We start from the raw sequence: 12,891 nt of genomic DNA, 5'->3' as shown, positions 1-12,891 counted from the left end.
TTAGCATGCTACATTAGGCCAAACTAGATGTATACTTGTAGATTGTATAAGACATAGAGAGGTTTATTATGGCAGAAGTTGTAAAAAAACAGTTTAAGAGTAAATACCATATTTTAATTTGGATTGCAGTTTTATCCTTAATATTTATGGGCATGGTGGAATATGGTTATGTAACAGGTGGTAGACCATTCGGCAATTGGAAGGTTCACTTAGGCCTTATTCCTTATGTGGCATGGCTTGTATTAACATACATTGCAACAAAACCAAAATGGTTTATCAAACGATACAATCCAAAAGAAATGTTTGAAATTCATCGCATCGTAGGTATTGTTAGTGTTGTTCTCGTATGTGCACACTGGTATGTATACTTCTTGAAAGCTTTGAAATCCTTCTTAGGCTTCTGGGGTGGTTATATCTCCCTTGTGGCTATGTTTATTGCTCTTATCTTTGCGGTATTATACTTAACACCTTGGGTAGGGAATATGGCAAAATCTGTATCTCGTAAAAAAGCAATCTGGATTCATCGCTTGAATCTTGTTGCTATTATTGCGGCAAATATCCATGTTCATGGATTTGGACGTTTATCTAAAATGGTGCCATTCTTACCTGTGTTTGACGTAGTGACTTATGCGCTTGTTATTTACTATATTTATTGGATGTTCAAACAAAAATAATATATTGTAGGCATCTCTTTCTTTGGTAAAAGTAGGAGAATCACACGATAAAAAAGACCATCGCTGACCCTTATGGGTATAAGCGATGGTCTTTTTAGGTTGTTTGCGATACAATAGAATTATAAGTATATATTCTATGGATTTATGTAAATATATGCTGTTGCATTCTTTTGAGGTAAGAATAAAAATCTGTTCTATAAACATTTCTTTTGTATTATAGTATTCTTTAGCTCATATCGATATGTATATTACTACCTTTATAGGTAATTTCAAATAAGAAAGAAGGATATTATGGATTCTTCTTGGAAACGAATTATATACCTAATCTGTACTATACAGGTTGGTGGGGGTATAACAATTATCGGTGTATTATCCTTCCTTCCGTTATTTTTAGCTGAGCTAGGTCTTCATGATCCAGGGGAAGCGGCCATGTGGGCAGGTCTTGTATCAGGTGTAACGCCTTGTATGGTGGCTCTTAGTGCTCCCTATTGGTCGCGTAAGGCAAATCAGCTTGGTCCACGTAAGGTAATGATGTTCATCTTGTTTACCCTAATGGTGACTGTTGGCGCCTGTGCTTTTACACAAACACCATGGCAGTTATTGATGTTACGCATCTTGCAAGGCGTGGTGGGGGGCTATGTTCCGATAGGCTTGGCTATTATTATTCTCATAACCCCTGAGGATAAGGTACCTTGGGCAATGGGTTTATATCAAGCCTCCATGGTTATGGGCCTCGTTTTTGGACCACTCATGGGTGGGTTGGCGGCTGATTTATTAGGTTATCGCGCACCATTCATTATGTTCTCAGCCTTAACAGGGTTTTGTATGTTGGGGATTTATCTATTCATGCCTAATCTACAATTTGAGCATAAGGTAGATGCTAGAGAGTCGCAGCTGTCTCTAATTAAATCCTTTTTGGTCATACCTCGAGTTCGCCTCTTGGTAGGACTATTGTTCTTATGTAATTTTGGTATTACCGGTATTGGTCCCATTTTACCACTATATATTAAGCACTATATGCATATGAATGATGAGTTTGTAGCCACAATCGTTGGTATAATCATCTTTGGCGCCGGTTTATTTAGTGCGTTAGCTTCAATCTCCATTGGCAAGATAACAGAACGTTTAACCATGCCTCGTATTATTTTTACTGCTACATGGGCTGTAGGGACTTTGTTTATACTTCAATATATAATGCCTAGTATATGGGGCCTTGGCATATTCCGTGCCATTGCAGGATTCTTCATGGGCTTTATTACACCAATTGCGAATACGCTCATATCCAAGGCTGTTCCTATTGAGCGCCGAGGTATCGTGTTTGGTGCAGTGTCCAGTGTAGCCATGATGGGAAATGTATTGGGGCCTGTCCTTAGTGGCATGATTGCTCGTGCCTTTGGGTATGGGGCGGTCTTTTGGTCTACAGCAGCTATATTCTTTGTAGCGGCACTGTTTATTTATCGTAGTTTAGTTATTCCCAGTGAAAGTTAATCATCATAGCTGATCTGCTTTCACCGTTTTAGACATAGTTAAATATATTTAGTATTATGTAGAGAATCGATAGATACTATAGATTCTATGTAAGATACTATGTAGAGAAAACGTATAGCAAACTCCAATATGGGGCTGTATGTTGCGAAATGTTTCAAAGGTATTGATTTGTCTAATCCGTAAGAGAGATGAGAGTGCATCGTTATGTTATTAAAACAATTAGAGTATTTTGTATGTGTAGTAGATAATAATAGTTTTACACAAGCTGCAACAGAGCAATATGTATCTCAATCTGCTATATCTCAGCAAATCAAAGCTCTTGAAAATAGCCTTGGTGTTGAATTAATGGTTCGAGAGAAACGAAGTTTTCATCTAACACCAGCAGGACAATATTTATATCGATCTGGTAAGAAGTTATTAGAACGGTTCCATGATATTAAGGTAGAAACGACGCGCATTGGTACAGATGCACGGGTGAGTTTGCGCATTGGCTATTTGAACCGTTATAGTGGGATTGCTATGCAGCAAACTGTGATTCGCATGGCAAAGCGTTATAAAAATTTAGATATTCGTATGTACAGCGGCAGTCATGAAGAGCTATATGGCATGCTCAGCGATCGTCGTGTAGATGTAGTATTTAATGATCAATGGCAAATTTTGTCTGATGATTTTGAAAGTCATTTAATTGATAAAGCCACTACATTTATAGAGGTACCACAAGGATATACTAATGAAGATTGTGTAGAACTAAAGCATATCGATGATTTACCACTTATTTTATTGTGTCGCGGGAAATATACCTTGTCTGAAGAGGAACACTATCGTAAGGCCATAGGTTATAATGGTGCCTTCGCTTATGCTCGTACGTTAGAAGAAGCACGATACCTGGTTGCAGGGCAGCAAGGGCTATTACTATTAGATTGTTTTAAATACTTAACAGATCCTATGCCAGGTATCGAACGTAAGGTGTTGACGAATCATAGTAAACCTATGGAACGCCACTACTACTTTATATCGCAACGAAATCAAAATAATTCGTATATTGTAGCTCTTAGAGATATGTTCCGGCAGGTACTTGAAGAATTATAAATGAGATTATAAATGAAAAAGCCGTTAGCAACTTGCTAACGACTTTTTTCTTTTTCTGTACATCATCTATTTGTATTTTTCTTATATAGTTATGATGGTATTAGTGATTTAGACTTTTCTTTGTATAACCTCACAAAAAGTCTCTTAACATCATGAAGCCATCAATACATAATTTGATACCATAAATGACGAGAACCGAACCACAGAAACGGTTAATCCATGCCATATGAGTAATTTTAATTTTTTTAGCTAGTAGATGCATTGTAGTAGCTAGAGAACCAAACCAAATAGGTGTCATAACTAAGAAACCAGCGAAGAAGTGGTAGATGCTTTCTTTTGGAATATTAGCTTGAAAAGCACCGAGCATCATTGTCGCATCTAGAATGGCTTGAGGATTGCCCCATGATACCGCAATGGCTGAGACAATAATTTTTCTAATTGGAATATGTGTGTCCACATTGCGCATGTCTGGTTCAGTTTTAAATATATTAAAGCCCATATAAACAATGAGGAGGCCCCCAAAGAGGAGAATTATGAGCTTTGTGAGTGGCCACATTTCAAGAACGGCACCAATACCATAGAAGGCGGCAGCACTTAAACTCATGTCAAAAAACGCTAGTATGATTAGCGTCAATATAATGCGACGGACAGGTTGCACCAAGGCCGTATTAATAATGAAGAGGTTTTGCATGCCAACAGGGGCAAACGTAGCGAGACCGACAAGAAGTCCTTGTAAGAAGTACATATTAACCCTCCTGACTATGGTATGATAAAGTACTAATAAGGTGAATAGTAGCACGAAACCCCTCCATTACTGGAGGGGTCCTTACTATTCTATTCATATATAATTATAACATAATATACAATATATGTATATTTTCTACCATAAACCTATCATATGTTGTGCCATAAGGCTTACGGCGGAGATAGCAATCCAGCAACAAGCGCCTAAGGCTAGGGCAGAGCCGCCGGATTTTAATAATTTTACAATATTTGTATTAAGGCCGATTGCTACCATGGCCATTGTAATAAAGTATTTGGAAATTGTTTTGAAGATACTCAAGAATTGAATATCTACATTAGCATAGGATAATGCTGTTGTAATAAGGGAGCAAAGTACAAAGTATAAAACAAATCTTGGGAAAATCTTAGCAATACTAACGTTTGCACCATCTGTCTGAGAGGCATTTTTCTTGGCTTTGTATACTTGATAACTAGCGAGGCCTAAACATATAGGAATAATAGCTAGGGTACGTGTTAGCTTTACGATAGTAGCATATTCCAAAACTTGAGTGCCCGTACCTTTCATACTATCCCATACAGCAGCTGTTGCTGTTACAGAAGAAGTATCGTTAACTGCAGTACCAGCGAACAATCCAAAGCCCATGTTAGAGAGCCCAATGGCGTCGCCTAATTGAGGGAATACGAAGGCGGCTACCACATTGAAGAAGAATACAACAGAGATTGCTTGTGCAATATCATGATCCTCTGCTTTAATAACTGGTGCCGCTGCAGCAATAGCGGAACCACCACAAATGGATGAACCAACACCGATGAGAACAGCTGAGTTAGAGTCAATATGGGTTAATCGATAAATAACATAGGATACGATTAACGATGTAGCGATGGTAGAAATGATGACAGGTAAAGAAATCCAACCTACATGTAGAATCTGTGTAATGTTAAGACCAAAGCCCAACAAAATAACGGCCCACTGTAAAATCTTTTTGGATGTAAATCCAATGCCAGCACCTGTTTTTTCCCGTTTCCAAGAGGTAAAGATAGAACCAATAATTATACCTAAAATGATGGCAAAGATTGGACTACCTACTAGATGAAATTGCTGTCCTAGTAGCCAACAAGGAATAGCGAGAATGGCACAGAGCAAAATGCCTGGCAACGTTTTTTGATTGATACCCATTATAAAACCTCCTTACTGTACATACAGTTCACGTCATATGCGGTATCATGTGGCGTTTGCTTTCTATAGTGTTAATAGTACCATAGGAAGGGTTTTTAAATCTACTATATATGTCAGAATTATACAGAATATTCATCGCATTTTTGAAGTTTTTATATGATTGATATAAATAAAAACAAATTATAAGATAAAAGTTAATATTATTGAGTTAAAGATTTTGTATAATCGTAAAATTCATAATAATAATTTATAAGTTGAAATTTAAACTTGTTTTGTGATGAATAAGGTGTATATAATGAATAGAATCTATTTCAGGTGGAAATAGAGTATATAAAGTGAGGACCCTTATGATTGATATTACAAAAATAATTGAAACCAATAAAGAATATGTGAAACAACACCCTGAGCTACCAAAGGCGGGGCTAACAAGCCATCCTACAAAAAAGTTAGGTATCGTAACTTGTATGGATACCCGCTTAGTAGGTATGCTAGAAGAAGCACTAGGCTTTAATCGAGGTGAGATAATTGTCATCAAAACTGCAGGAAATAGTGTAACACAACCTATCGATAACATTGTGCAAAGCTTGCTCGTTGCTACCTATGGTATGGAAATTGAAGATGTGCTAATCATCGGTCATGAAAACTGCGGTATGATTGATTTTTCTGCTACAACATTCATGGAATCTATGAAAGCGAAAGGTATTAGTGAAGATGCTATTCGCATGATTGAACCGGGCCTTATCGACTGGATGGATCGATTCCATATCTCTGAAGACAATGTAATTTATACAGTTAACTTCCTACGCCACCATCCACTATTTCCAAAAGGAATGGGGTTCTATGGAGGCATGATGGATCCTGATACAGGCGAATTCCGTTATATTGAGATTTAGTGGTGGCCTCGATGGGGCCCCATTAGATAATTACATTTAGGTAAAAAAGAGTGATGACTAATCTCTACGCTCCAAAGCGAGCTAAGTCGCTAATCGATTAGTCATTACTCTTTTTATAACTGTATTTGTGAACTCGTCCCATCGAGTCTATCCATAAATCAATAAAACAAAATTCACTGTATCAAAAGAGAAAGGGAATGGCTTAGCCATTCCCTTTCTCTTTTCCCATATAGCCAACCTATTATTATCGTATTCAAAGTAGCGGTCTGTGACTCTATGGGACTAATACTGCGATAATGTTATAAAAAGCTGTGTTCCTAAGCGAAGTGCGACTTAGTTTACTATGGAGCGCGGAGGTTAGGGACACAGCTTTTTAGCTAAAATGTAGCGATGTATTCGGGACCCATAGAGTCATAGCATCGTAAACTTGAACAGTAATAATAGGTTGACTATATATTCCTTTTCGCTGTATATTGTAATTAGATTGTAAACTTAATCATATAAATTAGTTAACCTATGCGGCAGTAAGTATTCGCTTGAGAGGAGCTTTGTATGAAGCAGTTAGGTATTTCTATAATTGGTACAGATACAGATGTAGGTAAGACGTTTGTGACAGGGTTATTGGGGGCGATGGCTGTAGACGATGGCTTTGCTGTTGGTATGGTGAAACCTGTGTCTTCTAGTGCAGTTCCTTTCCCTGAATGTGTGACGATGGATGAGGATAATTATAATATTGGCCTTGAGAGTAAAGATGCAACACATTTGATGCGCTCCGCAGGTATTCCTGAATCTCGTCGTCATGAAGTGAATCCTTATGCTATAGCCGGTGATTTCTCTCCTCGCCTTGCAGCGGAATTGGCTGGTATCGAGATTGACTATGATGGCCTTGTAGAACATACATTAGATGTAGTGAGTCGCTATGACATAACCTTTGTAGAAGGTGCAGGCGGTATCACGACCCCTCTCTATGGAGATAAAACTTTCACGGATTTTATGAAAGATATCAAATTACCAGCTATTGTTGTAGCAGATGGTCGTCTTGGATCTATTAATCGCGCCGTTTTGACTTGCGAATATGCTAAGTTGCATGGTATCGAGGTGAAAGCTATTATCGTAAATGATACAACAGCTGTAGATCTGTTTTTGTTGAAAACAAATGTGGCAGATATGGAGCGTTACACAGGTGTTCCTGTAGTAGCTGTAGTGCCGCCATACCAAGGTCCGGATATTCAAAAGGTTCAACTTGGTTGGGCTCGATCTTTTATTGATTCTAAGGAATTATGGAACACAGTATTAGGTCTATAAATAATAATTGGCTGATTTTATATTAGCTATAGCAAGTTAATATATGTTAGAAGTGATATTGAGTACATATTAACAGTAATTTTGAGACGTATTAAATTTGTGATTTAGCATACCTTAGATTGGGCAACTTAATTTAGTTTATATAAGGTATATGTGATAGAGAGTTATAGTTTGTAAACTTAGTAAGTATGAGGTGACGAAATGGCAGAGAAACAGCTTTCACAAGCAGCACAATGGGACCACGAGTTTGTATGGCATCCATTTACACAAATGCAAGATTGGCTAGCACAAGAACCAGTAGTAATTGAACGCGGTGAGGGGGTATACCTCATCGATGAGAACGGTAAAAAGTATTACGATGGTGTATCCTCTTTGTGGGTTAATATTCATGGTCACAACCATCCTGTATTGAACCAAGCATTGAAGGATCAAATCGATAAAATTGCGCATAGCACGTTATTAGGCCTCGTAAGTCCTCCGTCTGCACAATTGTGTAAAGAACTTGTAGAGCTTGCTCCAGAAGGCTTAGATAAAGTATTCCTCTCTGATGATGGCAGTACAGCTATCGAAGTGGCTATTAAAATGGCGTACCAATACCGTCAACAAGTAGGGCAAACGAAAAAGACTAAGTTCATTGCCCTCAATGCAGGCTATCATGGGGATACATTAGGTACCGTATCCGTAGGTGGTATTCAATTATTTCACCAAGTATTCCATAATCTATTATTTAAACCATTAACATTGCCAAGCCCTGGTGTGTATAGAGATTTGGCAGATCGAGATAAAGCTTTTGAAGAGTCGTTGACTGAATTGGAACGCATCCTTAACGAAGAAGGCGATGAAATTACAGCTCTTGTTATGGAACCATTGGTGCAAGCAGCGGCAGGCATGCTCGTAATGCCTCACGGTTATTTGAAACGGGTTCGTGAGTTAACAGAACAACACGATGTATTCCTCATCGTTGACGAAGTAGCTACTGGCTTTGGCCGAACTGGCAAATTCTTTGCTTGCGAACATGAAGGAGTATCTCCAGATTTTATGACCTTATCCAAAGGCATCACTGGTGGGTACCTTCCATTAGCAGCAACATTGACTACACAACGCGTATTCGATGCATTCCTCGGCACCTTTGAGGAAAAGAAAACATTCTATCATGGTCACTCCTATACTGGTAATGCCTTGGCCTGTGCCGTTGCGTTGGCTTCTTTGAAAGTATTCCGTGATGAAAAGGTAATTGAACAATTGCCTGCTAAAGTAGAAGCTTTCACAAAGGCCTTAGAACCTATTAAATCTTTGAAGCATGTGAAAGAGGTTCGTCAGCGGGGTCTCATCGTAGGTATTGAACTTGAAAAAGATGTGTCCACCCACGAAGCGTATCGCCCAAATGATGCGGTAGGTGCTAAGGTGGCAATCCTTGCCCGTGAACAAGGTCTTATTTGCCGCCCTATTGGCGACGTGGTTATCCTTATGCCTCCATTGGCATCGACTGTGGAACAATTAGAGGACATGGTTCGTATTGTAGGTGAAAGTATCCAACGTGCAACTGAGGAAGAGGGGATACTTGAAGATATGCGCCCAATTATTTTATAATGCTAAATTAATTATTGAAAAGCTACACCTATTGTCTTTTGTTAGTAGTTTAAGGCAATGGGGTGTAGTTTTTTTGCATAACATATCGAAATTTCGTCATATTTTAAACTATAGACTATACATTGCCAAAATTCGATGATTATTTAGCATATCTATGATACTATATATGTATAAAGGAGGTCATCGTATGGACATTTATGTAATTATGCAAGTTATTATTTTATTTGGTGCCATCTTCCTCGGTGTTCGCCTAGGTGGCATGGGCATCGGTTACGCTGGCGGCCTTGGGGTTGTGTTGTTAAGCCTTGGTATGGGGATGTTTCCGGGACAGATTCCATGGGATGTAATTCTGATTATCATGTCTGCTATCGCAGCCATCTGTGCCTTACAGTTAGCCGGCGGTCTTGATTATTTGGTGCGCATTGCTGAAAGTATTTTGCGTAAAAATCCTAAGCATATCAACTATTTGGCACCAACTGTTACGTATTTCTTAACTATTCTAGCGGGTACTGGTCATACAGCATTCTCTATGATTCCAGTAATCGTAGAGGTGGCGAAAAGTGAAAACATTAAGCCATCTGTGCCATTATCTATCGCCGTTGTAGCAAGCCAAATTGGTATCACAGCGAGTCCTGTATCGGCAGCAGTAGTTGCTATGAGTGGGTTCCTTGAGCCATATGGTGTTAACTATCCTACATTGCTCGCCATCTGTATTTCCACAACATTTGTAGGGGTTATGATTACGGCATTTATCATGTCTACCTTTGCGAATAATGATTTATCTTCTGATCCAGTGTATCAAGAACGTTTGGCGGCAGGTCACGTGGCGCCACCTCGTGAAAAAAGCACTGATTTCCACTTAAAACCTGGTGCAAAAACTTCAGTATTGATTTTCTTGATTGGTATCATTTGTATCGTATTCTACGCAACAGCAATTTCCAAAAACATTGGTATTATTAAACCAGTTATCTTTGGTCGAAATGATGCTATCATCGGCTTTATGATGATTATTGCGGCTGCTATCACATTCTTCTGTAAGCTTGATACAGCAGAACTTGTTAATACAAGTACATTCAAATCCGGCTTATCCGCTTGTGTCTGTGTACTAGGCGTAGCATGGTTGGGTGATACCTTTGTAAAAGGTCATATCCCTGAAATCAAAGCGCTCGCTTCTAGCATGGTAACAGCATATCCGTTCCTATTGGCGGTAGCGTTCTTCTTTGCAAGTACATTGTTGTATAGTCAAGCGGCAACTACGCAAGCTTTGGTACCAGCTGTAATTCTAGCTCTCGGTATTACACCAGAGAACACAGGATCCGTTTATATTATTATCGCATCCTTTGCAGCTGTATCTGCACTCTTTGTATTGCCTACATATCCAACACTTTTGGGGGCTGTACAAATGGACGATACGGGCTCTACACGAATTGGTAAACTCGTATTTAACCATCCGTTCTTCATACCTGGCGTACTTGCTATTGCCATCTCCGTAGCACTCGGTTTCTTAGTGGCTCCGTTGATGCTGTAATTGGTGAAAGCTAAATACGGTTAATTCCAAAGTATACGCTAAAACGTTAAAGGACGTAACTACAGTGTTACGTCCTTTTTGTTATTTATTTTTATCCTTACAGTTTCTACAGATTCCAGCAATCTCTAAGTGATGTTCCGTCACAGTAAATCCTGCTTTGCTGAGTTCTTTAGGCATTTCTACGACAGGACAGGTATGGAGTGGTATCATAGCACCACAGCTCGTACATACAGCATAGTGGCGGTGTGTATGAGGGGTGATTTCATAATATGCCATATCACTACCCATGAGCGTGGTACGTGTAACGATACCCTTAGTTTCTAATAGTTCAAGTGTACGGTAGATAGTAGACATCCAAGTAGTGCTACCGTCACCTAAGCGTTCTGCGATTTCAAGGGCTGTAATGGGTTTATCTGTAGTTGTTAATACAGACCAAATGGCTTCGCGCTGTTTGGTCTTTTTTATGCCTTCTGGCCAAGTTGTTGTATTCATAGCTCTCTTTCGATTCTATTTTAATACTAAACATGCTATACACCTGTATAGTTAAATGACTTATATGGCTAATAGAATATCAAATATGCTATCGCATTTGGTTAGATATATTTTTATATTTAACTAGTTATATTTTTTAATCTACTAGCTGTATTATTTGACTCTAACTAGTTATATTACTCTAACTAGCTATAATATTTATGCCTAAATATATAAATTATTGTTTTAGCTTATCTACTAAACTGAAAGCGTCGTATGATGGTGCGAATATTTTTAATGACTAACACTACCAGTAAAATACCTACCGACGTTAGGGACACGAAGCCACCAGGTGCTACGTTAAGGAAGTAGGATCCAAAAAGTCCGATAATCATGGCAAGTAAGCTAAATCCAATGGAGCATAATAAAGTTATTTTAAATCCTTTTTCTAATTGTAATGCAGATGCTACTGGTAATGCAATCATGGCACTCAATACGAGAACACCAACGATTTTAATAGAAATGGATACGGCGGCAGCCATTAAGATAGCAAAGATATAGTTGATAAAATCTACCTTAACACCTGCTACACGAGCCGCTTCTTCATCGTAAGCGATGTAGAGTAAGGAGTTATACAAAAAGTATAGCGTTAATACTGATAAAATGGTGAGCACTGCAATACTAATCATATCGGTTGCGTTTACCGTTAGGATGCTACCAAAGAAGAATACATTTGCGTTAGCCTTTAGTTTGCCTGAGCTAATAAGTGTAATAGCTGTACCGATGCTGAGGGATAAGATGATAGTAAGAATAAGATCGAGATGGTATGAAAAATATTTTCGCAAGAACTCGATGAGTGCACCGCAGATGGCAGTGAAGATAAAGGCTCCTAAAATTGGATTAGTATTCGTTAATAAACCTAGTGTAATACCTGCTAGCGATGCGTGACTCATGGTATCGCCAATCATACTGGAACGGCGTAGCACCATGAAGATACCAATACATGGACATAAAAGAGAAATACAAATTGCTACGAAGAAGGCATTTTGCATGAAATCATAACTAAACATGGCGCACCTCCTCAACTGTGGTATCATCGGCCTGAGCCTGAGCCTGAGCCTGAGCCTGAGCCTGAGCTTCTATTGTTACATCTGTGAAACAGGAGCAGTTTTTGTGATCTATTGGATTGCGACCTGTACTGTGCATGATTTCACTAGCATATTGCTCAGGGGAGCAAAGGTGACCTTGACCATTTGCAATATGGTAGATATTGGTAGAGTTGGCGAGAGCCATTTCGATATTGTGCTCAACAGAGATAATCGTAATATGGTGCTCTTGGTTCAAATTTCGAAGTAGAGCATAGATGCCCTCTTGGCTTTTTCTATCGATACCTGTTGAAGGCTCATCGAGGATGATGAGGTCAGGCTTACCGATGAGGGCGCGGGCGATAGATACACGCTGAGCTTGTCCACCTGAAAGTTTGCTGATGAGACGGTCTTTAAATTCCGTCATATGGGTAAGCTCTAATACGCGATTGACTTCCTGTTTATCCTTAATCTTTAAAAGTTTACGGTAGGAATCGAGGATTTCTTTTACCGTAATAGGAAAGCCTGCGTGAGAGAAGTCATTTTTTTGAGACACATACCGAATATTATTGGTGCTTCGCTTGATAGAGCCTTTTACAGGGGTAAGAAAACCTAAAATGAGACGGAGCAAGGTACTTTTACCACACCCATTATCCCCAACGATGGATATATAATCACCACTGTGAATATGTAAATTAAGGTCGTTTAGCACATAAGGAGGTTGACCTTGATAGGAAAAATAAAGATGTTCTATTGATAACATATGAAAACCACATTTCTGATTGACAAAATTCTAAGTAAGTTTATACTATAACTATATTACAAATGCAACTGAGTCGCAACTGCA

Annotated in this window: 12 protein-coding genes; 7 read left to right on the top strand and 5 right to left on the bottom strand. The window is 38.8% G+C overall.

The features are described 5' to 3' along the window. Positions 1-68 precede the first annotated feature (68 nt). From HMPREF0874_RS08240 to HMPREF0874_RS08230, 3 genes are all read left to right on the top strand, one after another. Positions 69-674 carry a hypothetical protein gene (locus HMPREF0874_RS08240; protein ID WP_004697749.1) on the top strand — a complete coding sequence of 202 codons (606 nt, stop codon included), beginning with the start codon at positions 69-71 and terminating at the stop codon, positions 672-674. 291 nt (positions 675-965) lie between these two features. Then, complete coding sequence (locus HMPREF0874_RS08235; RefSeq protein ID WP_008603044.1) at positions 966-2,162, top strand: MFS transporter; 1,197 nt, start codon at positions 966-968, stop codon at positions 2,160-2,162. 204 nt (positions 2,163-2,366) lie between these two features. Next, positions 2,367-3,251, top strand: a complete 885-nt coding sequence (locus HMPREF0874_RS08230; protein ID WP_008603042.1) for a LysR family transcriptional regulator — start codon at positions 2,367-2,369, stop codon at positions 3,249-3,251. 130 nt (positions 3,252-3,381) lie between these two features. Here the strand turns inward: HMPREF0874_RS08230 and HMPREF0874_RS08225 are convergent, their stop codons facing one another. Both HMPREF0874_RS08225 and HMPREF0874_RS08220 read right to left on the bottom strand, forming a co-directional pair. Further along, positions 3,382-3,996 (bottom strand): LysE/ArgO family amino acid transporter, encoded by a 615-nt coding sequence (locus HMPREF0874_RS08225; protein WP_008603040.1) that lies wholly within the window; start codon positions 3,994-3,996, stop codon positions 3,382-3,384. A 135-nt stretch (positions 3,997-4,131) separates the two neighbouring features. Next, positions 4,132-5,172: a YeiH family protein gene (locus HMPREF0874_RS08220; protein ID WP_004694002.1), complete on the bottom strand. Its 1,041-nt coding sequence runs from the start codon at positions 5,170-5,172 to the stop codon at positions 4,132-4,134. Between the two features lie 347 nt (positions 5,173-5,519). Here HMPREF0874_RS08220 and HMPREF0874_RS08215 point away from each other — a divergent pair, with 347 nt between their 5' ends. From HMPREF0874_RS08215 to HMPREF0874_RS08200, 4 genes are all read left to right on the top strand, one after another. Next, complete coding sequence (locus tag HMPREF0874_RS08215; RefSeq protein WP_004694000.1) at positions 5,520-6,065, top strand: carbonic anhydrase; 546 nt, start codon at positions 5,520-5,522, stop codon at positions 6,063-6,065. Positions 6,066-6,617: 552 nt separating this feature from the next. Beyond that, the gene (gene bioD, locus HMPREF0874_RS08210; protein ID WP_008603035.1) at positions 6,618-7,370 is read left to right on the top strand and encodes a dethiobiotin synthase; all 753 of its coding nucleotides are present in this window, start codon (positions 6,618-6,620) and stop codon (positions 7,368-7,370) included. Between the two features lie 201 nt (positions 7,371-7,571). Continuing rightward, positions 7,572-8,960, top strand: a complete 1,389-nt coding sequence (gene bioA / locus HMPREF0874_RS08205) for an adenosylmethionine--8-amino-7-oxononanoate transaminase (protein WP_008603034.1) — start codon at positions 7,572-7,574, stop codon at positions 8,958-8,960. A 187-nt stretch (positions 8,961-9,147) separates the two neighbouring features. Further along, complete coding sequence (locus HMPREF0874_RS08200; RefSeq protein WP_008603031.1) at positions 9,148-10,488, top strand: anaerobic C4-dicarboxylate transporter; 1,341 nt, start codon at positions 9,148-9,150, stop codon at positions 10,486-10,488. Between the two features lie 81 nt (positions 10,489-10,569). Here HMPREF0874_RS08200 and HMPREF0874_RS08195 read toward each other — a convergent pair whose 3' ends face one another. The 3 genes from HMPREF0874_RS08195 to HMPREF0874_RS08185 all read right to left on the bottom strand — a co-directional run bounded on the left by HMPREF0874_RS08195 (position 10,570) and on the right by HMPREF0874_RS08185 (position 12,807). Continuing rightward, a complete protein-coding gene (locus HMPREF0874_RS08195) occupies positions 10,570-10,980 on the bottom strand; it encodes a Fur family transcriptional regulator (protein ID WP_008603029.1) in 411 nt (136 codons plus the stop codon). 230 nt (positions 10,981-11,210) lie between these two features. Continuing rightward, the gene (locus HMPREF0874_RS08190; protein ID WP_008603027.1) at positions 11,211-12,029 is read right to left on the bottom strand and encodes a metal ABC transporter permease; all 819 of its coding nucleotides are present in this window, start codon (positions 12,027-12,029) and stop codon (positions 11,211-11,213) included. After that, the gene (locus HMPREF0874_RS08185) at positions 12,022-12,807 is read right to left on the bottom strand and encodes a metal ABC transporter ATP-binding protein (protein WP_008603025.1); all 786 of its coding nucleotides are present in this window, start codon (positions 12,805-12,807) and stop codon (positions 12,022-12,024) included. The genes HMPREF0874_RS08190 and HMPREF0874_RS08185 overlap by 8 nt, the downstream gene beginning before the upstream one ends. Positions 12,808-12,891: the final 84 nt, after the last annotated feature.

This window comes from Veillonella sp. 6_1_27 (assembly GCF_000163735.1).
Lineage (GTDB): Bacteria > Bacillota > Negativicutes > Veillonellales > Veillonellaceae > Veillonella > Veillonella parvula_A.
The sequence above is the reverse complement of the archived record's forward strand: the minus strand, read 5'-3'. Positions and strand labels throughout refer to the sequence as shown.

What these genes read in the sequence shown, in the direction of transcription:
- HMPREF0874_RS08240 (WP_004697749.1), top strand. Translation starts at nt 69, where the DNA reads ATGGCAGAAGTTGTAAAAAAACAGTTTAAGAGTAAATACCATATTTTA.
- HMPREF0874_RS08235 (WP_008603044.1), top strand. Translation starts at nt 966, where the DNA reads ATGGATTCTTCTTGGAAACGAATTATATACCTAATCTGTACTATACAG.
- HMPREF0874_RS08230 (WP_008603042.1), top strand. Translation starts at nt 2,367, where the DNA reads ATGTTATTAAAACAATTAGAGTATTTTGTATGTGTAGTAGATAATAAT.
- HMPREF0874_RS08225 (WP_008603040.1), bottom strand. Translation starts at nt 3,996, where the DNA reads ATGTACTTCTTACAAGGACTTCTTGTCGGTCTCGCTACGTTTGCCCCT.
- HMPREF0874_RS08220 (WP_004694002.1), bottom strand. Translation starts at nt 5,172, where the DNA reads ATGGGTATCAATCAAAAAACGTTGCCAGGCATTTTGCTCTGTGCCATT.
- HMPREF0874_RS08215 (WP_004694000.1), top strand. Translation starts at nt 5,520, where the DNA reads ATGATTGATATTACAAAAATAATTGAAACCAATAAAGAATATGTGAAA.
- bioD (WP_008603035.1), top strand. Translation starts at nt 6,618, where the DNA reads ATGAAGCAGTTAGGTATTTCTATAATTGGTACAGATACAGATGTAGGT.
- bioA (WP_008603034.1), top strand. Translation starts at nt 7,572, where the DNA reads ATGGCAGAGAAACAGCTTTCACAAGCAGCACAATGGGACCACGAGTTT.
- HMPREF0874_RS08200 (WP_008603031.1), top strand. Translation starts at nt 9,148, where the DNA reads ATGGACATTTATGTAATTATGCAAGTTATTATTTTATTTGGTGCCATC.
- HMPREF0874_RS08195 (WP_008603029.1), bottom strand. Translation starts at nt 10,980, where the DNA reads ATGAATACAACAACTTGGCCAGAAGGCATAAAAAAGACCAAACAGCGC.
- HMPREF0874_RS08190 (WP_008603027.1), bottom strand. Translation starts at nt 12,029, where the DNA reads ATGTTTAGTTATGATTTCATGCAAAATGCCTTCTTCGTAGCAATTTGT.
- HMPREF0874_RS08185 (WP_008603025.1), bottom strand. Translation starts at nt 12,807, where the DNA reads ATGTTATCAATAGAACATCTTTATTTTTCCTATCAAGGTCAACCTCCT.